19 protein-coding genes, 1 tRNA gene and 1 riboswitch are annotated in these 23,552 nt (G+C 39.4%); of the genes, 17 read left to right on the forward strand and 3 right to left on the reverse strand.

Going from position 1 to position 23,552, the window contains the following annotated elements:
- Positions 1 to 2: 2 nt before the first annotated feature.
- The 11 genes from OCV60_RS10310 (at position 3) to OCV60_RS10360 (ending at position 13,378) form a co-directional block, all read left to right on the forward strand.
- On the forward strand, positions 3 to 1,307 hold the full coding sequence (locus tag OCV60_RS10310) for a sensor histidine kinase (RefSeq protein ID WP_021943161.1): 1,305 nt from the start codon (positions 3 to 5) through the stop codon (positions 1,305 to 1,307).
- A 217-nt stretch (positions 1,308 to 1,524) separates the two neighbouring features.
- Positions 1,525 to 1,677 (forward strand): cyclic lactone autoinducer peptide, encoded by a 153-nt coding sequence (locus OCV60_RS10315; protein WP_021943162.1) that lies wholly within the window; start codon positions 1,525 to 1,527, stop codon positions 1,675 to 1,677.
- A 109-nt stretch (positions 1,678 to 1,786) separates the two neighbouring features.
- A riboswitch (cyclic di-GMP riboswitch) is annotated at positions 1,787 to 1,871 on the forward strand.
- A gap of 49 nt (positions 1,872 to 1,920) precedes the next feature.
- Positions 1,921 to 2,379, forward strand: a complete 459-nt coding sequence (locus tag OCV60_RS10320; protein WP_021943163.1) for a GyrI-like domain-containing protein — start codon at positions 1,921 to 1,923, stop codon at positions 2,377 to 2,379.
- Positions 2,380 to 2,565: 186 nt separating this feature from the next.
- A complete protein-coding gene (locus tag OCV60_RS10325) occupies positions 2,566 to 2,766 on the forward strand; it encodes a hypothetical protein (RefSeq protein WP_021943164.1) in 201 nt (66 codons plus the stop codon).
- 170 nt (positions 2,767 to 2,936) lie between these two features.
- On the forward strand, positions 2,937 to 3,110 hold the full coding sequence (locus OCV60_RS10330) for a hypothetical protein (RefSeq protein WP_021943165.1): 174 nt from the start codon (positions 2,937 to 2,939) through the stop codon (positions 3,108 to 3,110).
- A gap of 184 nt (positions 3,111 to 3,294) precedes the next feature.
- Positions 3,295 to 5,517, forward strand: a complete 2,223-nt coding sequence (locus OCV60_RS10335) for a peptidase domain-containing ABC transporter (protein WP_021943166.1) — start codon at positions 3,295 to 3,297, stop codon at positions 5,515 to 5,517.
- Entirely contained in the window at positions 5,514 to 7,172 is a 1,659-nt protein-coding gene (locus tag OCV60_RS10340; RefSeq protein ID WP_021943167.1) for a putative HlyD family type I secretion protein, read from the forward strand. The genes OCV60_RS10335 and OCV60_RS10340 overlap by 4 nt, the downstream gene beginning before the upstream one ends.
- Before the next feature lie 99 nt (positions 7,173 to 7,271).
- Positions 7,272 to 8,030 (forward strand): sugar phosphate nucleotidyltransferase, encoded by a 759-nt coding sequence (locus OCV60_RS10345; RefSeq protein ID WP_021943168.1) that lies wholly within the window; start codon positions 7,272 to 7,274, stop codon positions 8,028 to 8,030.
- Between the two features lies 1 nt (position 8,031).
- A complete protein-coding gene (pth, locus tag OCV60_RS10350) occupies positions 8,032 to 8,589 on the forward strand; it encodes an aminoacyl-tRNA hydrolase (protein WP_021943169.1) in 558 nt (185 codons plus the stop codon).
- A 135-nt stretch (positions 8,590 to 8,724) separates the two neighbouring features.
- Positions 8,725 to 12,249, forward strand: coding sequence for a transcription-repair coupling factor (gene mfd / locus OCV60_RS10355; protein ID WP_118662802.1), 3,525 nt, complete (start codon positions 8,725 to 8,727; stop codon positions 12,247 to 12,249).
- Between the two features lie 88 nt (positions 12,250 to 12,337).
- On the forward strand, positions 12,338 to 13,378 hold the full coding sequence (locus OCV60_RS10360) for a peptidylprolyl isomerase (protein WP_021943171.1): 1,041 nt from the start codon (positions 12,338 to 12,340) through the stop codon (positions 13,376 to 13,378).
- A gap of 57 nt (positions 13,379 to 13,435) precedes the next feature.
- On the opposite strand, the gene dut is transcribed toward OCV60_RS10360, so the two are convergent.
- From dut to nrdD, 3 genes are all read right to left on the reverse strand, one after another.
- Positions 13,436 to 13,882 carry a dUTP diphosphatase gene (gene dut / locus OCV60_RS10365; RefSeq protein WP_021943172.1) on the reverse strand — a complete coding sequence of 149 codons (447 nt, stop codon included), beginning with the start codon at positions 13,880 to 13,882 and terminating at the stop codon, positions 13,436 to 13,438.
- Positions 13,882 to 14,418 carry an anaerobic ribonucleoside-triphosphate reductase activating protein gene (nrdG, locus tag OCV60_RS10370; RefSeq protein ID WP_021943173.1) on the reverse strand — a complete coding sequence of 179 codons (537 nt, stop codon included), beginning with the start codon at positions 14,416 to 14,418 and terminating at the stop codon, positions 13,882 to 13,884. The genes dut and nrdG overlap by 1 nt, the downstream gene beginning before the upstream one ends.
- A 265-nt stretch (positions 14,419 to 14,683) precedes the next feature.
- Positions 14,684 to 16,810 (reverse strand): anaerobic ribonucleoside-triphosphate reductase, encoded by a 2,127-nt coding sequence (gene nrdD / locus OCV60_RS10375; RefSeq protein WP_021943174.1) that lies wholly within the window; start codon positions 16,808 to 16,810, stop codon positions 14,684 to 14,686.
- 499 nt (positions 16,811 to 17,309) lie between these two features.
- Between nrdD and tig the strand changes: the two genes are divergently transcribed.
- The 6 genes from tig (at position 17,310) to OCV60_RS10405 (ending at position 23,493) form a co-directional block, all read left to right on the forward strand.
- The gene (gene tig / locus OCV60_RS10380; protein WP_021943175.1) at positions 17,310 to 18,536 is read left to right on the forward strand and encodes a trigger factor; all 1,227 of its coding nucleotides are present in this window, start codon (positions 17,310 to 17,312) and stop codon (positions 18,534 to 18,536) included.
- A 77-nt stretch (positions 18,537 to 18,613) separates the two neighbouring features.
- Positions 18,614 to 19,768 carry an FKBP-type peptidyl-prolyl cis-trans isomerase gene (locus OCV60_RS10385; protein ID WP_021943176.1) on the forward strand — a complete coding sequence of 385 codons (1,155 nt, stop codon included), beginning with the start codon at positions 18,614 to 18,616 and terminating at the stop codon, positions 19,766 to 19,768.
- 89 nt (positions 19,769 to 19,857) lie between these two features.
- Positions 19,858 to 19,941, forward strand: a tRNA-Leu gene (locus OCV60_RS10390).
- 144 nt (positions 19,942 to 20,085) lie between these two features.
- Positions 20,086 to 20,568 carry a transcription elongation factor GreA gene (greA, locus tag OCV60_RS10395; RefSeq protein WP_117785230.1) on the forward strand — a complete coding sequence of 161 codons (483 nt, stop codon included), beginning with the start codon at positions 20,086 to 20,088 and terminating at the stop codon, positions 20,566 to 20,568.
- Between the two features lie 43 nt (positions 20,569 to 20,611).
- Positions 20,612 to 22,675 (forward strand): lysine--tRNA ligase, encoded by a 2,064-nt coding sequence (gene lysS / locus OCV60_RS10400; protein ID WP_262530139.1) that lies wholly within the window; start codon positions 20,612 to 20,614, stop codon positions 22,673 to 22,675.
- Positions 22,676 to 23,058: 383 nt separating this feature from the next.
- Positions 23,059 to 23,493, forward strand: coding sequence for a TnpV protein (locus OCV60_RS10405; RefSeq protein ID WP_242652148.1), 435 nt, complete (start codon positions 23,059 to 23,061; stop codon positions 23,491 to 23,493).
- Positions 23,494 to 23,552 lie beyond the last annotated feature (59 nt).

The following is a 23,552-nucleotide window of genomic DNA, read 5'->3' on the forward strand; positions in this document are numbered from 1 at the left end:
TAATGGGATGGTTGGATTCGCTTATCCTGTTTTTTTGTTGTGTTATTGAAGTTTTCCTGCTTTATGACTATTTTAATAATTTTTTTGGATTAAAGAGAAAAAGAAAATATATTAAAATAATATGTGCAGGAACAATAGGAATAATTTATCTGGTTAATATGCTACAGAGTAATATTTTGAATTTGATTCTTGTTCCTATAATATTGTGGATTTTTGTAACAGTATTATTTGACTCTAAATTAGGAATTAGATTTATGTATTTTATTGTGGCATATAGTGTCATGATTGGTGTGGAGTTTTTGTACATTATATTGTCAAATACGACGACCGCTTTGTTGGCAAAAACTGGTTTGATTCCGGTGTCAGAATATTTATGGCAATTGTTGCTTATAAAATTTCTGAATTATATTGTGTTTATTCTATTAAAGCAGATGACTGTAAAATCAAAAAAAAGAATGACGAATAAACTATTTCTTATTTACTTGTGCGTACCCGTTTCTACTTTAGGTACTATGCTCATAGTATTTTATTCAGGAATAGATATCGGAAAGAACATAATTTTAAAGATATTAATGACACTGTTTTTTGTATGCATGGTAACTGGAAATATGGTATTATTTTACGCATTCCAAAGGTATACGGAAAATCTAAGTGAAAATTCTAAACAGAAGTTAGAACTTCTTTATCAAAAAGCTGAGGTAGAGAGGTTGACTAAAATTGCTGAGTGGAATGAAAATTATAATGAAATTATACATAATACATCACATTATCTTAAGGTGATAGGGCAATTGGCTTATGAAGGAAGAAATGACGAAATATGTAAAGTGGTAGATGAGTTGAATGGGAAGTTAAACAGGGAAGAAATTTGTGAATACAGCAATCATAAAATGTTAAATATAATCTTATCTGAATATTCTATTAAGGCAGAAAGTGCAGGGGTTGTTTTTGATGCATATGTGGAACCAGGTTGCATTTTGAATCATATTCAGGATGTTGATCTCATTACCATGATAGGTAATTTGCTGGATAATGCCATTTTGGCTGCATCAAAAAAGGAGAAGGATGCTTCTGTTGTTGTAAGAATTTTTATGCAAAAAGACGGAGAACTTTGCGTGATTAAGGTGGTAAATGATTTTGTAGAAGAGTTGAAGGAGGTAGGGGGGAGACTTATAAGCACGAAAAAAGAAGCTGGGATACATGGGATTGGATTGTCAAGTATCTCAAAGATTGCTGAACAATATAATGGGTATTTGGAATATTATATTTCTGATGAAAAATTTAATGCTGTGGTAGTTTTGACGGCTTGATTTACAGATATGTCTAAATAGAATGATATGCTCCTTTTCGGATAGGTAATCAAATATGGATTGCTTGATGCCTGAAAAGGAGCCTTTTATTTTGAAAATTTATGTAATGAAATGTGTTTGTGCAGAATATAGACATAAAATGTCAAAATATGGACATTGTGTTTAAATTTTTTTAAAGTCGGTGTATGATTCTAAAAAAATAAGGGAGGATAAATTCATGGAAGTAAAAAAAATTGGTAAAGGTGTAATGAAATGTTTAAATACTTTAGCGTTATTGTTGGTTATGCAGACTGCAAACTCAGCATGCATATGGGTGGCTCATCAACCTGAATTTCCAGAAGCAGCTAATAAGTTTAAATATTATAAGTGATTTATAAATGGCTAGTATAATATGATATTATATCAACTATGATAAAACCAGTCAGCAATGATTTGAATTTAAAATGGGTCGTTAATGAAGATTCAATTACTTACTAAAACAAAGATATTGGCAAACTTATAGAAATATAAGGACGCAAAGCTAGAAGTCTAAGGCAGATATGCATAGATAGTTCGGTTGCAATGATATGGAAAGTTTCATTGCAATTTTTTTATGTAACACTAAAGGAGTAATATGTTAGAAATTAAAGAAAATCAGAAATTGAATATAATGAATGTCTTTAGTTATAGAGGAAAAGTAAGACAGATAGAAATTGAGAATATAGGAAAAGAAATGGAAGTCTATATTCAGAATGCAGGTGTAAAGCGTGCAGGGAATCCTATAACTGCTACTTATGCCATTGAAGGTGATGTAATTGATCTTGAATTGATTATGCCGATAGATAGGAGTATTGCTTCTACAGATAAATTTGTCTTTAAGAATCAGATAAAAATAGAAAATGCAGTGGTTGCCGCCTATAGAGGTCATCCTATGGGACTGCAAGAGGCATGTAGTCAGTTGAATCAGTACATAATGGAACACAGGTTGCAACCTATAACAGTAGGTTATAATGTTACAAAGAAAATGGACATGATAGCTCCGGAAAACACAGAAATAGATGTATATGTGGGAATTAGCCCAAACATCTTGTAGGGAACGATATAAATCAAGTTTGTCAAAGGCAGACTGCTTTATATAAAAAGAGGACTCTGATAAATTTGAACAACCCTCAGAGCCCCAAACACAAGCACTTTTAAGAAAAGTACCTAGGTAAAGTATATCACTTTTCTTAATAAGTGTAAATAAAAATTAATTAAGGAAAGGAGATTTAATAAATCAATGGAAATGGTTTTAAACAATGGATTCTGTGAGATGTCACAGGATGAAATTATGTTATTAGAAGGGGGAGGTGTTTGGAGACATATCGGTTATGCTGGTGCTACTGTTTGTTGTATTATGGCATGTGTGGCAACAGGAGGATGGGCAGCAGCTGCTGCGGGTGCTGCCGCAGGATGGTATTGGTATGATGCAACCCGTTAATTAATACGGTATTTGGAATTTGCAGTTTGCTATGGATGATGAGGGCATATACATCTCAATATTCATAGCAAATTGTGAATAAATTATCGATTAATAAAGTGGCTGTGAGGCGAAATTCAATAAACGAGTTGTTCATTTAATTTAATTTAATTTGAGAGGAGGTTATATTTGTGAAATGTTTATCATGTGGTAAGGAAGAATTTGATGAATGTACTATCAATGTAGAAGGCAAAATATATGGTTTAGTCACAAAAACTAAAAAAAATAAAAATAAACTAAAAGCAGTAGTATGTAAAAATTGCAAAATGGTTTATTTAAAACAGGATGAAGGCAAGGGTAAATAATGCATAAACATGTAGATGTTATAAAAACAAGATATTCAAAATGGATAATATTAATAGGTTACATTATTATATGTAGTTTTATTCTATTTTCATATTTGAATAGTTTAAATATGAAATATAGCGTAGTGATTTTATTGCTATACTCATTTGTAGTTTCGATTATTAAAAAAGGTTGTAGAAAAAAATGAAATATCATTGTATAAAACAACACGACATAACAGATTGTGGTGCTGCCTGTCTTGCAACTATCTGTAAACAAAATGGTTACAAAATAGGTATTACCCAAATCCGTGAAGTTGCAGGAACAGATAAACAGGGAACAAATGCATATGGTGTAATTAAAGCTGCAGAGCAACTTGGGTTTAGTGCAAAGGGCGTAAAAGGAACGAAGGAAGCATTCTTTTCGGAGTTTCCATTGCCTTGTATTGCTCACGTTATTGTAGATGGACAGTTATTACACTATGTGGTCATACATAAAATTACAAAAAAACAGGTGATTATAGCAGACCCAGGAGTTGGAATCGTAAAGCTTAAACCGGAGGAGTTTTTTGGAGAAGTCCATGAGGAAGGGAAAGTGCCTAAATATCAATGGAGTGGCGTTTTGATTCTGCTTGTAAAAAACGAAACATTTAAGAAGGGCGACGAAACCAAAGGATTGTTTAGTCGCTTTTTTCATTTGCTTTTACCACAGAAAAAGCTTGTTTTACATATCTTTGTAGCATCATTGGTATATACTATTCTTGGAATTGTAGGTGCTTTTTATTTCAAGGAATTAATCGATAGTGTGTTACCGGATGGACTGAGAAAAACACTGATGACTTTGTCTATTGGGGTAATTCTATTGAACATATTTAAGGTTATTCTTAATGCATTCAGGTCGCATTTATTATTATATTTAAGTCAAAAGTTGGATATAGCATTGCTTCTTGGCTACTACCGTCATGTGATTGAACTTCCGATGAATTTCTTTGGAACCAGAAAGGTCGGAGAAATTATTTCAAGGTTTAATGATGCGGGAAAAGTGCGTGATGCAATATCAGGAGCAACATTAACCATTATGATAGATACTCTTATGGCAGTGGCAGGTGCAGTTATTTTGTATCTGCAGAATGCGAAACTATTTGGCGTTACTGTAATAATTGTTGTATTATATGCAATTATTGTTGTGTGTTTTCACAGATGGTATGAAAAGCTGAATCGAAAGCAGATGGAGGATAATGCTCAACTTACATCCTATATGGTAGAGTCATTAAACGGTATCCAAACGGTAAAAGCATATAATGCAGAACGAAAAGCTAACAGGGAGACAGAGATTAAATTTGTCCGTTTATTGAGAAGTATTTTTGATTTAACTTGGGTGAGTAATTTACAGTCTTCTTTAAAGACTTTTGTGGAGCTAGTGGGGGGGATCGTAATTCTCTGGGGAGGCAGTGTCAGCGTCATTAACGGAGAAATGACCATTGGGGCATTGATTACCTTTAATTCATTGCTTGCTTACTTCCTCGATCCAGTAAAGAATTTAATTAATCTGCAACCACAGATGCAGACTGCTGTAGTTGCAGCAGACCGTTTGGGAGAAATATTGGAATTAGAGACTGAGAAAACAGATGCAGAACACCATAAGCTTGCCCCAATAAGCCTGGCAGGTGATATAGAAATCAAGGATTTAAACTTCCGATATGGTACAAGAAGGCTAGTTCTTGAAGATATTAATTTAAAGATAGAGAAAGGAAAAAAAATTGCTTTTGTAGGAGAAAGTGGTTCCGGTAAAACAACACTTTCCAAACTATTACTCCATCTCTATGCACCGGAAACCGGTGATATTATAATTAATGGAAACAACATTGAAGATATTCAGTTAGAAACTTTAAGAGAAAGAATTGCATATATTCCGCAGGAAACATTTCTTTTTAGTGGTTCTATTTTTGAAAATCTAACTCTGGGATTGGATACTGCAACTATGGATGATATCATAGAAGCTTCCAAAATGGCACAGGCACATGACTTTATCAATGAGCTTCCACTTCGCTATGAAACAAGATTGGAAGAAAACGGAACTAATCTTTCAGGTGGTCAAAGACAACGACTTGCAATAGCAAGGGCTATGCTTAAGAAACCGGATATTTTAATTCTTGATGAGGCAACAAGTAACTTGGATGCTATTACAGAACGTGCACTTGACAGAACCATCCATGAGTTTGCAAAAAATATGACAACTATATTTATTGCACACCGTTTAAGCACTATAAAAAATTGTGACAGGATTTATGTGATGGACAAGGGAAAGATTGTGGAACATGGAACACATAGGGAACTGATTGCTATGGGAGGGAAATATGCATATCTCGTAAAACAACAATCCTTAGAAGAAAATAATACCATAATGGAAGGCGGTGATGTTGCATGAAGCCAATTATTGTAGATATGAAGGATATAAGTGACAGTACAGAGGTTTATGAGTCAAAGCCCAACCGTTTTCTAATATATACTATATATCTAATCTTAATTATATTAGTAGTTGCAGTTTTATGGATGCGTTTATTCAAGATAGATGTTGTAGTGAAAAGTAACGGAATATTTAAAGGAAGCAATGCTGTTTATGAAATTAGCAGTGATGTTACAGGAAGTGTAAAGGAAACCAATATACAAGACGGACAGTATGTGAAAGAGGGGGATATTCTTTACGTTCTTACTATAGACGAGCTTTCTGATACTATTTTACGATATCAGAATGAGTTAGAAGCTGCGCAAGCTCGAATTAAAATCTTATCGGCATATGAAAAAAGTCTTGACGGTGACAAGACAGAGTTAGAAACTTTGGATGATAATCCGTATTATGAAGAGTTTGTAAATAGAAGGAAACTGTTGTATGCAAACGTGGACTTAAACGAAAGTGACACAGAAGGACAAGTTACCTTGTATCAGGGAAACGTGGATTCAATATCAGGAACCATTGCAAAATATAATGAAAAGATTGAGAAGCTTAATGTTGTAAAACAGTGCATTACAGCACGAAATAATACTTTTGATGCAAGCGAAGGTATTTATTACAGTATGATAAGTAGCTATCTTGCATCCTATAATTATACTGCATTACAATATGATAATCAGATAAATGAGCATCAAAGGCAAATAGATGAGTATGAGGAGCAAATGAAAAAAGCGGAAGCTGAAGCTTCAATAGAAGATAAAACTGTAACTGAAGAGGAAACGGTAAGCGATAATGGTATATCCACAGAAACTATCTCGGTAGTTGCATCGACTGAAAATACAACTGCCAATATAGAAGAATTGAAAAAACAAAGAGATGCGTTGATTACGGCCCAAGACTCTGCAAAAAAAGAAAAAACACGAGCTTTAAGGAATCTGGAATTACAGCAGATTACAACCATTGAACAACAGATTGCAGGATATAATGACACGATTCTATCTTTGGAAACAAATCTTGCATCTGCAAAATTACAGTTGGAAGCTATAAATAGTGCAGATAATGAGACGAAGGAATCGGTTGCTATTCTTACAGAAAAAGGAAATGTTGCAGCAGAAATATTAAATTATGAAGATAAGGTAAAAGAATGTGAAACCTATTTAAAGAGTTATGATATCCAGAATGATAATTGTGTCATAAAGGCAAATGTTTCAGGATATTTTTACATCGCACAGGATTTGAAAACCGGAAGCTTTGTGCAGGAGGGTACCACAATAGGAACCATCTATCCGGAAACGGAATCAAAGTATTATGCGGAAATATATGTGGAAAATACTGATATAGTTCAAATAAGGGAAGGACAGGATGTAAAATTTGAAATTGCTGCATATCCTTCCAGTGAATATGGATACTTTAAAGGAACTGTAGAAAATATAGCAAAAAATATTTCGGTTGATCAAAGTACCGGATATTCCTACTATCTAGTGAGAGTTAAGTGTGATAATATGACATTAAAGGGAAAAAATGGAGAAGAGGCAACGCTTATGAATGGCATGGCATGTCAGGCGAAAATAGTTATAGATGAGAAAAATGTATTAACCTATTTTGGGGAAAAGATAGACTTATTGGATTAGCATATGAATATACGAAATATTTCCACCATATGGTTGAAAATGAAATAGGGATAAAGTAAAATTAGCTGTAGCAATCTCATATTTTATTTGGAGGTAATTATGCTGAAAGCAATCATCCTTGCAGCAGGCAAGGGAACAAGAATGAAATCTGAAAAGCCAAAGGTTGTGCACGAGGTGCTTGGGAAGCCGATGGTATACTATTCGATAGAAGCGGCAAGAGCTGCCGGATGTGATAAAGTCTGCGTGATCGTTGGATACAAGGCAGAAGAAGTAGAAAAAAGTATCAAAGATACTTATGCGAAGCTTGGTAAGACAGAAGAAATGCAGGATGTAGTAAGTTATGCACTACAGACCGAACAGCTTGGAACCGGTCATGCGGTTAAGTGTGCTTCTGATTTTATCGGCACAGAGGGCGACGTTGTTGTCCTTTGTGGAGATACACCACTTGTAACCGGTAAGACATTAGAGCAGGCGATCAAGAAGCATGTTGCAACAGAAAATGGTGTTACAGTTATCTCAGCGATGCTTTCAGATCCATTTGGATATGGAAGAATTATCCGTGATGAGAAAGGCTTATCAAAGATCGTAGAACAGAAGGATGCAACTGAGGAAGAACAGGCGGTTAAAGAAGTAAATTCCGGTATGTATATTTTCAAATGTGATGCTTTGCTGGCAGCACTTTCACAGATTACAAATGATAATGCACAGGGTGAATATTATCTGCCGGATACCATTGAGATTATCAAGAAAATGGGACTTCCGGTTGATGCGGCAGCCATGGAGGATGCCGACCAGATCAAAGGTGTCAATACACTGGAACAACTTGCAGAAGCAGAAGAGATAATGAGGTCAAGATAAGATGAAACTGATAGTAGGACTTGGAAATCCGGGAACCAAATATGCGGGAACCAGACATAATGTAGGATTTTCCGTAATTGTAGGGCTTGCAGATAAATATAATATAGAATTGAGTGAAAAGAAGCATAAAGCAATCTATGGCAGGGGCATGATAGAAGGGGAGAAAGTGATCCTTGCAATGCCACAGACATTTATGAATCTGAGTGGAGAAAGTGTCCGGGAGCTGGTCGATTATTACAAATGCGATCCATCTGATGTGATCGTTGCTTATGATGATATCGATTTGGCAGTCGGCAAACTTCGGATCCGTGAAAAGGGAAGTGCCGGCGGACATAATGGAATGAAGAATATTATTTCACATCTGGGAACACAGGAATTTGTCCGTGTCCGTGTCGGAATCGGAAAGAAACCGGATCGTATGGATCTTGCAGATTATGTATTATCCAGATTCGGAAAAGACGAACTTCCGGAGATCAAGGCAGGCTGTGATAATGCCTGTGATGCAATCGCGCTGATCTTAAAAGACAGTGCGGCAGCAGCAATGAATAAATATAATTAACCGAAAGGCAAAATGTGTTGATCGGAACCGGTCGTATACAGGGTGTAGCCATGCATACGGTCAGACAGGTATAAATAATCAGAAAATAAAAAAGAAAGGGAGCCAGGCTGTATCAGCCTGGCATTTGGCGTCGATATGAAGGCAATCAATGAGCCTGTAAAACATACCGAAAATTATATACAGATAAAGGACTGGTTAAAGCAGCAGGATGGCATCGTCAATATATCCGGGAATGATGGAACAGACCGGGTATATCTGATGCATGCATTTTCATCCGATGCACATGTAAGACTGGTCGTAACCTACAGTGAACAGAGAATGGAACAGTTATACGAGGATTTCCGTTTCTATGATAAAGCGGTGTATATGTATCCGTCGAAGGATATTTTATTTTACAGCTCAGATATCCATGGAAATTCTATCACCAGACGGCGGATGGATATATTCAGACGACTGATCGAGGGAGAAGCCTGTACGATCATTCTGACAGTGGATGCGTTATTTGATAAGATGCCGGATCTGTCCTACATTAAGAAAAACGTTGTGACGATCCGCGAGGCGGAAGAACTGGATGTTGAAGCGCTTAAGAAACGGCTGGTAGAACTGGGGTATGAAAAGGCGGACAGCGTGGACGGTGTCGGACAGTTTGCGGTGCGTGGTGGTATCATTGATATCTTTCCTTTGACAGAGGAATGCCCATATCGTATCGATATGTGGGATACGGAGGTCGATACGATCCGGAGCTTTGATGTAGAGAGCCAGCGGTCGATCGAACAGGTGCAGGAGATCCAGATTTATCCAGCAAGCGAGATGGTGTTGTCTGATCGCAGGACGGCGCAGGGGATCCACAAGCTGGAGCAGGAATTCAAACCATATTATGAGAAGCTGCGGAAAGAGTTCAAGACAGAGGAAGCTGCCCGCTTAAAGAAGCAGATCGGAGAGATCAAAGAGCAGTTGACGGAGTTTCATGGGATGGCAGGAGTGGACAGTTATGTAGAGTATTTCTACAGTAAGACCGTATCACTCTTAGACTGCTTCCATACAAAAAATACAGTTATTTTATTAGATGAGACTTCGAGAATATCAGATTATGCGGATAACTATATGGCAACCTTCCTTGAGAGCATGGAGAGCCGGCTGGAGGGTGGATATATCCTTCCGGGTATGATGAATATTTTATTTACCTATTCGGCAATCGTGCAGAAAATGCAGGCATTTCAGACGCTCGCATTTTCTATTCTGTATCATGAGGATCGGTATTTTACGATCCGACATGATGTAACTTACGACAGTCGAGTGGTTAATTCTTATAGGAATAATTTTGAAGCGTTAATTGCGGATATCGGAAAATGGAGAGAGAAAAATTATCGGATCATATTTATCTCGCCATCGACGACCAGAGCCAAACGGATGGTTGAGAATCTGACCAGCCATGATGTGGCATGCTTCTATTCGGAGGATACCGACCGTGTTCTTTCCGAGAAAGAGGTTATGGTTACGACAGGAAGACTTCGGGCAGGATTTGAGTTCCCGGAGCTGAAGCTGGTTGTGATAAATGAAGGCGACGTCTTTACTGCACGGAGCAGTACGAAGAAAAAGAAGAACCAGAAGCCACGGTATTCCGGCGAAGTGATCAAAGATTTCTCCGATATCAGTGTGGGTGACTGTGTGATCCATGAACGTTATGGAGTTGGTATCTATGGCGGTATCGAGAAGGTTGAAGTGGACGGTGTCTTAAAAGACTATGTAACGATCAATTATGCAGAGGGCGGAAAGCTCTATGTACTGGCTTCTGAGGTAGACTGTATCCAGAAATACAGTGATAAAGAGGGCAGACGACCGAAGATCAACAAGCTCGGCAGTAAAGACTGGGAGAAGACCAGAAGCCGGGTAAAAGGTCATGTTGCAACGATCGCAAAGGAACTGGTGAACCTGTATGCGAAACGACAGGCATCACAGGGCTTCTGCTATTCGAAGGATACGATCTGGCAGCAGGAATTTGAGGAAATGTTCCCATATGAGGAAACGGATGACCAGAAGAAAGCGATCGCAGAGACGAAGGCAGACATGGAGAGCAGCAAGATCATGGATCGTCTGATCTGTGGTGATGTGGGCTTTGGTAAGACAGAGGTTGCGATCCGTGCGGCATTTAAGGCGGTATACGATGGCAGACAGGTTGCTTATCTTGTGCCGACTACGATTCTTGCACAGCAGCATTATAATACATTCAAAGAACGTATGAAGGAATTTCCGGTTGAGATCCGTCTGTTGTGCCGTTTCTGTACACCGAAGGAGGTTCGGGAGACGATCGCTGATCTGAAGGCCGGCAAGGTGGATATCGTGATCGGAACACATCGTCTGTTATCGAAGGATGTGACATTTAAGCAGCTTGGTCTGCTGATCATAGACGAGGAGCAGCGGTTTGGTGTAACACATAAGGAAAAGATCAAGCAGATGAAGACAAATGTTGATGTCCTGACCTTGACAGCGACTCCTATTCCTCGTACACTTCATATGAGCCTGATCGGTATTCGGGATATGAGTGTTCTGGAAGAAGCGCCGGTTGACAGACGGGCGATCCAGACCTATGTCATGGAGCTTGATCCCGAACTTGTCAAAGAAGCGATCAAGCGTGAGCTGGCGCGGGATGGTCAGGTATATTATGTATATAACCGGGTAAATAATATAGAGATGGTCACATCGGAGATTGCATCCCTTGTACCGGATGCAGTTGTTGAGTATGCGCATGGACAGATGCATGAACGACAGCTGGAGGACATCATGTACCGGTTTATCAATCATGAGATTGATGTGCTGGTCACGACGACGATCATCGAGACGGGACTGGATATTCCAAATGCGAATACCATGATCATTCATGATGCAGATACATTTGGCTTATCCCAGTTGTATCAGCTCCGCGGCCGTGTCGGTCGTTCAGATCGGAATGCATATGCATTTCTGATGTACCGTCGGGATAAACTTATTAAGGAAACTGCGGAAAAGAGACTGAAAGCGATCCGGGAATTTACCGATCTTGGTTCCGGAATCAAGGTGTCCATGAAGGATCTGGAGATCCGCGGCGCGGGAAATATCTTAGGCGAGGATCAGTCCGGTCATATGGAAGCAGTTGGTTATGATCTGTACTGTAAGATGTTAAATGATGCGATCCGTCAGGAGATGGGCGAGAAGGTTGAAGAACGGTTTGAGACAACCGTACAGCTTCCGGTGGATGCTTATATACCGGCTGAATATGTCAAGAATGAATTCATTAAGCTGGATCTGTATAAGAGGATATCTCATATCGCATCGGATGATGATTACGACGATATCATTGACGAATTAAACGACAGATTTGGAGAGATGCCGACAGAGGTTCTGAACCTGCTTGATGTATCTTTATTAAAGGCAAAGGCAAATCGTGCCTATATAACCAGCATTATGCTGGCGGGGGCGGAGCTGCGGTTTTCGATGTTTAAACAGGCGAAGATCGACACAGCAAAGATTGATTCGTTATTAGATAAATATAGAGGAAGCATGAAATTTGTGATCGGCAACAGTCCATCTTTTGTGCTTAAGATGAAGACGATCACAGAGAAAGAAATCTGGAAGCAGGCGAGAGCAGTTGTAGCTGATATTGCGGAGCTTGCAGAAGAATAAAGGATGATCAGCATACCGAAATCTGTAATGTTTGCAGGATGATGCAGATGCCGGAATCGGTGAGCTGGAAGAACAGGAGGTTTGGTGGATGAAACGTAGAATTCTAAAGGCTATTTCTTTGATCTGTACATGTGTGATGTTACTTACACTTGCAGCGTGCGGAGAAGAAAGTCAGGATAATACAGGAAAATATATTGTATTCAAATTCGGAAATGACAACATTTATCTGGACGAGGTGTATATCTATGCACAGACAACCATTGATGAGTACGAAAAGGAATACGGCAACGATATCTGGGGAAAAACGATCGAGACGGATGGTGGCATCGAGATGAACGTCGAGGAAATGGCAAGACGTGAAGTGATCTCCAATATTGTTCAGACCAAGGCGCTGATCGCACAGGCGGATGAATATAAGATCAGTCTGACGGCGGAAGAACAGGCACAGGCAGAACAGGAAGCGGAAGATTTCTATAACAGTCTGACCGATGAGCAGTTGAAAGAAACCGGCATGGAGGCAGATACACCATCCCGTGTCCTTCAGGAGAATGCATTGGCGAAGAAAATCTACGATCATGTCATGAGCGACTCCTCTGCTGAGGTATCCGATGAGCAGGCAAGAATGACGACATTTTATGATATGTTCTTTGAATGTTATTATGAGGATGATTTTGGAAATATTGTAGTGTACAGTAAGGATAAGATCGCAGAACAGAAACAAAAAGCGGACGAGGCTTATACTTCGATCAAACAGCAGTTATCGGACAATCCGAACCTGAATATCACTTTCCTTGGCCATACAAATAACCTGCAATATGCAGGAAGCCATACCATGAGCAAGGATCAGATTCTGGAAAGCTATGGGCAGGAGGTTCTGGATACCTTATATGATATGCAGGATGGAGATATCTCACAGGTTATCGAGACTGAGAATGGCTATCATATCTTCCAGATGACATATCTGACGGATGAGAAGGCAACCGCTACGAATAAAGCGGAGCTGACAAAAGAAGCGAATGATGCCTATTTTAATAACCTTTTAACGAACTGGGTATCAAAGATTGATAAAGATTACACTTATTCCAAGAGCGTAAATACTGACGTGTATAGTATGATTACGTTTAATTAATGGGATAGAATAAAAAGGTCCATGGTACATTTCGTGCCATGGACCTTTTTTGCCTGTTTATTTTCTTCCAGTAGAGCCGAAGCCACCTTCACCGCGTACGGTATCGGATAATTCATCTACAGTATGGAAACATCCGGTAATGTATGGGGTGATAACAAGCTGCGCAATACGTTCGCCGCTTTCAATCGTCTGATCGACATTAGAGTGGTTATGGAGTGCTACCATGATCTCTCCACGGTAATCTGCATCGATAACGCCTACTTTGTTGGCAGGGGCAAGACCACGCTTACAGGCAAGACCGCTTCTTGCATAGACCAGTCCGGCATAGCCGGCCGGAATCTCGATAGCCAGTCCGGTGTGGATGAACTGGGTTTCTCCGGCAACGATCGTTACCGGTTCCTCCATGCAGGCATACAGATCTGCTCCGGCAGCAAATTCAGAACCATAAGAAGGAATTGTCGCATTTTCATTCAGTTTCTTAATGTTAATATCAAATGTGGTCATTAGAAGTACCTTCCTTTCTCGTCCCATAAGACTGCTTTCTTGGCAGCTAATGATTTTGGAACATCCAATATTCTCTGATTTGTAGAACCTCTGAATCGCAGATCCAGAACTTTCTTTTCTTCAACAAATTCTCCGTCGACTAAAACATCCAGATAGGACAGGAATTTGTGAGTGAAATCCCACTGGAAATACATTTTGTCCAGAACGTCTTTTTCAAAATCATAGCCGGTATAGCACCAGATCGTTTTATCCGGATAAGCAGCTTTGAACTGTTCCAGAAGTGGAAGCAGTCCCTGCTGATTGACGAATTCCAATGGTTCGCCGCCAAGCAGGGTAAGCCCTACAATATGATCCGGCTTACAGAGTTCAATGATCGTATCAATTTCTTTTTGAGTAAAAGGCTTACCTGCGTTGAAATCCCAGGTATCCTGATTAAAACAACCCTTACAGTGGTGTGTGCAGCCGGATACGAACAGAGAGGTTCGGACTCCGGTTCCGTTTGCGATATCACACCGTTTGATATCCATATAATTCATAATTATTATTTCTCCCATACAAAAAGTATGGCCCGCATTGCCCTCTACGACATGCAGACCATACAAATTGAAATTATTAATGCACTTAGTTAAAAATCGGATGTAAACTGTTCATACAAGTAAATACTTTATGCATAGCTTTAATATAAACCAATTTTTTCAATATAGCAAGTGTTTTTATAAAAATTCCGGTATATTCTGATCGTATGTGGTATACATTATTCTGTTTGTGGTATGGATGAACCACATGCTTCAGACCTGAATCCTACAGGTGTAATACTCTGGAAGCCATTTCTTTGGTCTTGCCTACGTTCCAGAAGTTTTCACCGAGATAACCACAGGTTCTTCTTGTAACGTTCATCTTTGCGTGGTCTTTGTTGCCACACTGAGGACATTCCCATTCGCCATCTGCATTGATGATGATCTCACCGTCATATCCACATACATGACAGTAGTCTGATTTTGTATTGAACTCAGCGTACTGGATATTCTCATAAATGTAGCGGACCACTTCTGCGAGAGCATCCAGATTGTTACGCATATTTGGTATCTCGACATAGGAGATCGCACCACCGGATGAGATCGTCTGGAACTGACTCTCAAATCTAAACTTGCTGAATGCATCGATCTTCTCACGGACATCAACATGGTAGGAGTTTGTGTAGTAGCCCTTATCAGTAACATCCTTGATCGTACCGAAACGTTCTTTATCAATGCGTGCAAATCTATAACATAAGCTTTCGGCTGGTGTTCCATATAAGCCGAAGCCAAGTCCGGTATCAGCCTTCCATTTATCACAGGCTGCACGCATTCTATTCATAACCTTTAATGCAAATTCTTCACCAACCGGATCCGTATGGCTGACACCCTTCATCAGGATAGAAGTCTCATACAGACCGATGTATCCAAGTGACAGTGTGGAGTAGCCGTTGTGAAGCAGTGGATCGATAACCTCACCCTTCTTTAATCGTGCAATCGCACCATACTGCCAGTGAATTGGGCTGACATCTGAAGTTACGCCTTCCAGTGCTCTGTGACGGCACATCAGCGCATCGTAACATAACTGAAGCCGTTCATCTAGGAGTGACCAGAATTTATTTTCATCACCCTTTGCCAGAATACCGATCTGAGGAAGATTCAGGCTGACAACACCCTGGTTGAAACGACCTTCCCACTTATAGTTGCCATTTTCATCCTTCCAAGGAGAGAGGAAAGAACGGCATCCCATACAGGAGAAGACATTACCTTCATAGTTCTCACGCATCTTCTTAGCGGAGATGTAATCCGGATACATTCTCTTAGCGGAGCACTTGATCGCAAGACGGGTGATGTAATCATATTTGCCGCCCTTTAAGCAGTTGTGCTCATCCAGAACGTAGATCAGCTTTGGAAATGCAGGTGTTACATAGACACCAACTTCGTTTTTAATACCCTCTAAACGCTGACGGAGGATTTCTTCTACGATCATGGCATTCTCTTCAATGTATTCATCAGTTGGATCGAGATTCAGGAATAAGGTAACAAATGGAGACTGACCATTTGTAGTCATCAGAGTGTTGATCTGGTACTGGATCGTCTGAACACCGGAACGGAGCTCGTCGTTCAGTCTTTCTTTTACCAGCTCCTCTAATGTATCGGCATCTAATCTCTCGCCAAATTCTTCCTGATATAATGCTTTGTATTTATTGTAACTCTTACGCAGATATTTTCCAAGGTGACGGATATCAACGGACTGACCACCATACTGGCTGGAGGCAACGGCAGCAATGATCTGTGTAACGATCGTACATGCAACCTGAAAACTCTTAGGGCTCTCGATCAGTTTGCCGTTCATGACAGTGCCATTGTCAAGCATATCTCCGATGTTGATCAGACAACAGTTGAAGATTGGCTGTAAGAAATAATCAGCATCGTGGAAATGGATCGCACCTTCTTCATGTGCTTTTGAAATCTTTTCAGGCAACAGAAGTCGTTTGGTAAGATCCTTTGAAACCTCACCGGCGATCAGATCTCGCTGAGTGGAAGCAACAGTTGCGTTTTTATTTGAATTCTCTTCCATAACATCTTTGTTTCTGTTCTGGATCAGGCTGAGAATGGAATCGTCAGTTGTATTTGCTTTACGGATCAGTTCACGGCTGTATCTATATATAATGTAAGTTTTGGCAAGAACGAATTTCCCTTCTGCCATAATCTTCTGCTCGATGATATCCTGAATGTCCTCGACCAGCATTCTTTTTCTGTTTTTTGCTTCGATACCGTCTATGATCTCTTCGATTTTTTCTTCAGAAATTTTTTCGCAGTCTTCGACTTCGGCATTTGCCTTCTGGATGGCAACGATAATCTTGCTGCGATCATAGGATACGGCTCGACCGTCTCTTTTGATTACCTGCATTTTTACATTCTCCTTCAAAATTGATTATCTAGATATTGAGTGCAATGTTTTCTCAAACCCCAACATATTGCGTCGCGTGTGAAAAAAAGACAAAAAAATGAACGATTTAAAATCTGTGAGACTAAAAAATCGTTTGGAATATTTTGTAACTCTATGTCCCCGACAGTTACACATTATAGCATCACCATTTTGGTTTGTCTATATCAATCAGTACAAAATATTGAGAAAAAATCAAAGAAATAATACTAGATATTGTGTTGCATGGGAAAATGTGATTTACTGTTCGAGTGGCGATTGACATTATGTGAAATTGTAGGAAATTGTATCTGAAAGTATGGATACTGTCGAAGTATTGCAAACAATCAGGCATTTAACAATAACGTTGCATAGTTTGTGACATTTCTATGAATTACTTAAAATAGCTTTATTTTTAATTGGAAATGTGATATAAAGCTATGATAGGTGATACCTAATTTTATAATATATAGAGGTAAGTACAATGAGGAAATTGAAAAAGGGACTTGCGGTTGCTCTTGCAATGGCAATGACATTATCTATGGCTGTGGGATGCGGCGATAAAAAGAATACAACCGGTAAGCTTGACAATGCAACGCAAACGGATGCGACTTCATCAGACAGCAGCACAGAGGCAGCAGAAGATTTGACGATCGATGAGTATATCGAGAAATATGCAGATGGCGTTACGCTTGGAGAGTACAAAGGAATTGAATATGAATATGCACCGGAAGCGGTAACTGCAGATGATATTCAGAGCAAGGTAGATTCTTTTATTTCATCCTGCACTACTTATAATGAAGATAAGACAAGTGCAGCAAAGATGGGTGATATTGTAAATATCGACTTTGTCGGAACTGTAGATGGTAAGGAATTTGAAGGTGGTAATTCTGATGGAAATGGTTATGATCTGACATTGGGAAGCAAATCTTTTATTGATGATTTTGAAGATCAGATCGTAGGTCATAAAGCCGGAGATACATTTGATGTAAATGTAACATTCCCGGAGGATTACAGTACAACAAACACAGAACTGAATGGAAAGGATGCAGTATTTAAGACGACTGTAAACTACATTAAGATTCCGGTTGAACCAGAGTACAACGATGAACTTGTTGCCAATAATACTTCCTATAAAACAGTAGATGAATATGAAGCATCAATCAAAGCAGAACTGGAAGCAAGCAATGAGACTGCAGCACTTACTTCTGCACAGAATGTGGTTATGACAAGTGTTATTAATAAAGCACAGATCGAGAATGTACCGGAAGATGAAGTTGAAAGTCTTGCAAGCGAAATTATTGACAACCTGAAAGCTCAGGCAAGCTCCTATAATTTCGATTATGCAACATTTATCAATTACTACTATGGATACAGTGATGAGGAGTCATTTGCAGAATATGTAAAGCAGATCTGTGAAGAGTCCGTAAAGGAAAAGAAGGCTGTCTGTGCGATTGCAAAAGCAGAGAATATTACGATCGATGCAGATGAAGAAACAGCATATATTAAGAAGCTGGCAGACAATAATTCTACAACAGAGGATCAGATCAGAGAGCAGTATTCTTCTGAAGATCTGATGTATTATACACTTGCAGATAAGGTTATGACTTTCCTGCTTGATAATGGCAAGAAGGTAGAGAGTACAGAAGCTGCAACAGAAGCAACAACGGCTTCTGAAGAAACCACAGAAGTAACAACAGAGACAAACTAAAGCGGATGTTGAAACAGGATCCTTAAAATGAGGATGATAAAATAATAAGATGAAGCCTTGAGGAGAAAGATTATATTATGAAAATGAAGAAGGTAATGACCCTTTGCCTGGCAACCGTTGTCGGCATGGGAGTGCTTAGCGGATGTGGAAGCACAAAGAGTGAATTCAAGCAGTATGCAAAATGTGCAGAGGTAAGTGATTATGATGGCGTTGAATATGTTCCGGCATCCAGAGAGGTAACACAGGATAAGATCGATGAGAAGATTGATTCATTCTGTACAGATAATAATATAGAGACAAAGGATTATGACAGTGCCATTAAAGATGGTGATGATGTCAACATCAATTATGTAGAAACGATCAATGGTCAGGAAAAGAATAAGAATGATGATGAAGCCGGAACCAGTGTTGTTATAGGCAAGGATGCATTAGCACCGGGACTTGATGATCAGATGATCGGATTAAAGCCTGGTACAGAGAAGAAGATCACGATCACATATCCGGATGATTATTCTGATACAACAGTAGCAGGAATGGAAGCTGTATTTGATATAAAGATCAATTATATCAAGATAACGACGACACCGGAATATACAGATGACCTTGTGAAGTCGGCTACGGATGGTAAATATACAACGACGGAGGATTATACCAAGTATCTGACAGATGAGCTTCAGAAGGATACAGACAAAACTGCAGACAGTACAGATCGTGCAAATGTATTAAAGGCAATCAAAGAGAAAACAACATTTAATCAGTATCCGGAAGGCGAAATTGATTCCTATGTCAAGAGTGTTATGGATAATATCGAGTCCAGTGCCTCCCAGTATGGAATCGGCGTACCAACATTCTTACAGTATTTCTATGGATATACAGATGAATCTGCATTTGTTTCCTATCTTCAGAGCACAGTTGAATCTGTAATGCAGGAGAAGATCGTTGTCAGCTCGATCGCGTTAGAAAAAAATCTGGTCGCAAATGATAAAGAGACTGAAGCATATAAGCAGAAGCTGATGGATGATAATGAAGTAGACGAGGATACGATCAACTCCAAATATTCAGCGAGCGATCTGAAATTCTATGCAACAGAGGAAAAGGTTCTTGATTATCTGATGGGTACAGCTGTTCAGGTAGATTCAACAGAAGCAAGTTCAGAAGATGCATCGGAAGATGGTTCCACTGAAGCAGAGAGCACAGAGTCAACAACAGAGGCAGCTTCAGAGGCAGAATAAAAAAATTGACGTTTTTACAAAATTTGTTTTGACAAGAAGCAGATGACGTGCTATATTAAACGAGTGCGTGAGATAAAGCACGTTTTCATGCAGTTGTGGCGGAATTGGCATACGCGCATGATTCAGGTTCATGTCCACTTACGTGGGTGTGGGTTCAAGTCCCATCAACTGCATTGATATTAAGGAAAAGAAGTCTTAGTTTTAAGGCTTCTTTTTTCTATATACAGGTTTGACATTACAGGGAAACTGGAATATAATGTAGGATACTTGTGAGAACTTAACGGAAAACACAGATATTGTTTAGGAGGTAGTCGGCGATGGCTGAAAAGAAACAGGTAGTTACCTATACAGGACTTAAAAAAATTGAAGAAGAACTTCAGGATCTGAAGGTAAATAAACGTAGAGAGATTGCTGCAAAGATCAAGGAAGCAAGAGAGCAGGGAGACTTATCTGAGAATGCTGAGTATGATGCAGCAAAGGACGAGCAGCGTGATATTGAGGCAAGAATCGAGCAGTTAGAGGCTATCCTGAAAAATGTAGAAGTCGTTGACGAGGATGAGGTTGATACAGAGGTTGTCGGTATCGGCCGTACCGTAACAGTATATGATTATGAATTTGACGAGGAAATTGTATTCCACATCGTTGGTTCAACAGAAGCAGATATCATGAAGAATAAGATCTCTGATGAATCGCCGGTTGGTATGGCATTAAAGGGTGCGCGCGTTGGTGAAGAAGTAATAGTAGAAGCACCGGACGGAGAATTCAAATACAGAATATTAGATATCAAGAGAGCAATCTAATAAACAGAATGATCAATATAGTATAGAAAGAGATTAAACAAAGATGGCAGAGAATAAGCAGAACAATCAGGCTAAGCCACAGGATGTAAATAAGCTGTTACAGGTTCGTCGTGAGAAGTTGGCAGATTTACAGGCGGCTGGCAAGGATCCATTTGAGATTACAAAGTATGATGTGACTTATCACAGCACAGATGTAAAGGAAGCATATACAGCACATGAAGCAGAGCTTCTCGCAGGCAGACAGGAACCGGATGTAGAGGGACTGGATGATGCACAGAAGAAGGAAGTGCTGAACAACGATTATAACGAGAGAAGAGAGATCATGGATGCATCACCGATCCATGTAAGCATTGCAGGACGTATGATGTTCAAGCGTGTTATGGGTAAGGCATCCTTCTGTAATATTCAGGATCTGAAGGGTAACATTCAGGTATATGTTGCAAGAGATCAGATCGGTGAGGAATCTTATGCAGATTTCAAGAAATCTGATATCGGTGATATCTATGGTGTAAAGGGATGGGCCTTCCGTACAAAGACAGGAGAACTTTCTATCCATGCAGAAGAAATGACACTTTTAAGCAAGTCATTACAGATCCTTCCGGAGAAGTTCCATGGCTTAACAGATACAGATGTCAGATATCGTCAGAGATATGTAGACCTTATCATGAATCAGGAGAGCAAGGCAGTATTTATCAAGCGTTCACAGATCTTAAAGGAGATTCGTAACTTCCTTGCAGGTCGTGATTTCATGGAGGTTGAGACTCCTATGCTTGTTGCAAATGCAGGTGGTGCGGCAGCAAGACCATTTGAGACACATTACAATGCATTAAATGAGGATGTAAAGCTTCGTATCTCTCTGGAATTATATCTGAAGCGACTGATCGTAGGCGGACTGGAAAGAGTTTACGAGATTGGACGAGTATTCCGTAACGAGGGTGTTGATACAAGACACAATCCTGAATTTACGCTGATGGAATTATATCAGGCATACACAGACTATGAAGGTATGATGGAACTGACAGAGTCCATGTTCCGTTATCTTGCTGAGAAGGTTTGTGGAAGCACAAAGATTTCCTATAATGGAATCGAGATTGATTTCGGTAAGCCGTTTGAGCGTCTGACCATGAATGATGCGATCAAGAAATATACCGGAATCGACTTCGATCAGGTAGAAGATGATGCAGCAGCTAAGAAACTGGCTGATGAACACAATATTGCATATGAAGAACGTCATAAGAAAGGTGATATTATTAACCTGTTCTTTGAGGAGTTCTGTGAAGAAAAGTTGATCCAGCCTACATTTATCATGGATCATCCGATCGAGATCTCACCACTGACCAAGAAGAAACCTTCTGATCCAAGCAAGGTTGAGCGTTTCGAGCTGTTCATTAACACATGGGAGATGTGTAATGCATACTCCGAGCTGAACGATCCGATTGATCAGCGTGAACGTTTTGCAGCACAGGATGCAAATGCAGCAGCCGGTGATGATGAAGCAGAGCATACAGACGAGGATTTCTTAAATGCACTGGAGATCGGTATGCCTCCTACAGGTGGTATCGGTTATGGTATCGACCGTCTGGTTATGCTGTTGACTGATTCACAGGCAATCCGTGATGTGCTCCTCTTCCCGACAATGAAGTCCTTAGATGGTGTAAATAAGAAAAATGATGTAAATAATACAGCTTCTGAAGCACCTGAAAAAAATGTAAAAACTGAATCTGAAAAGATTGATTTTTCTAAGGTAAAGGTAGAGCCTTTATTTGAGGAATTTGTTGATTTTGATACATTCAGCAAGTCAGATTTCCGTGCAGTAAAGGTTAAAGAGTGTGTTGCAGTACCGAAGTCAAAGAAACTGTTACAGTTTACTCTTGATGACGGAACAGGCACAGACAGAACCATTTTAAGCGGTATTCATAGCTTTTATGAGCCGGAAGAACTGGTTGGAAAGACTCTTATTGCTATCACAAATCTTCCACCGAGAGCTATGATGGGCATTGACTCTTGCGGTATGCTTCTCAGTGCTATTCATGAAGAAGAAGGCGAAGAAAAGCTTCATCTTCTGATGGTTGATGACCACATTCCGGCAGGTGCAAAGCTCTATTAAGATGATGTAAAGATGTACCGTTTTACCAAATAGACGGGACGTACTTCATTTGATAAAAAACTAAAAAAACAGCGATTTACATCAAACTTACATCAATTGATGCAGAAATCGGTGCAAGCAAGAAAAAATCGCATAATTAGTGCAATGAGTGGGCAATTCCAATCGGAGTTGCCCATTTTTAAAACAAACAGAAATACAAATCGAAGTTTGTGATGGTAGATAATATGGAATGATTTAATGTTTTGGGGCTGATTTTTATTGCAGTCATTATGATACCCAATGTTGTATTTGCGATTAAGTGCAAAGATGGATTTGATAATAAGTGGAACAATAAATATGTTGAGGTCACAGAACAAGTAGGGAGATTGGGTTGTTTCGGATTCATGATAATCAATATTCCGGGAACTTGTTTCGGGGGGTGGTCTGACGAAGCATTTGCACTATATCTGATTGTAGATACCATATTGGTAATCAGATTTCCTGTCCGGATGATTTTATGGATCTGTATGAAAAGCCTTATCAGAGATGCAGTATCGTTTTTTTCGTTTCTTGTGAAAAAATTTGTAGTTATTTGTAAGAATTTGTCGAAAAGTGTGCTATATTTTAATCTGCTGACAAGCGGAAAGTTATATGAACACCTTGCCGAAATTGATACTTCGGCTCGTGATATGGCGGAATATCTGATAAAGGAAATGGCAAAGAAGCAAGGTGTAACAGAAGAACTGAAAGCAACGGATATGATGAGATGGATAGGATTGATGAATAACATTCGAGCCTGTGCCGATGAGATTGTAATGAATGATATTGTGTATTCCTAACGGATACCAACCGAAGAAGAACTGCTGTCAAACCGATGGCAGTTTTTCTTTTTCGGCAA

This window comes from Coprococcus ammoniilyticus, from assembly GCF_025567345.1.
Lineage (GTDB): Bacteria > Bacillota > Clostridia > Lachnospirales > Lachnospiraceae > Coprococcus > Coprococcus ammoniilyticus.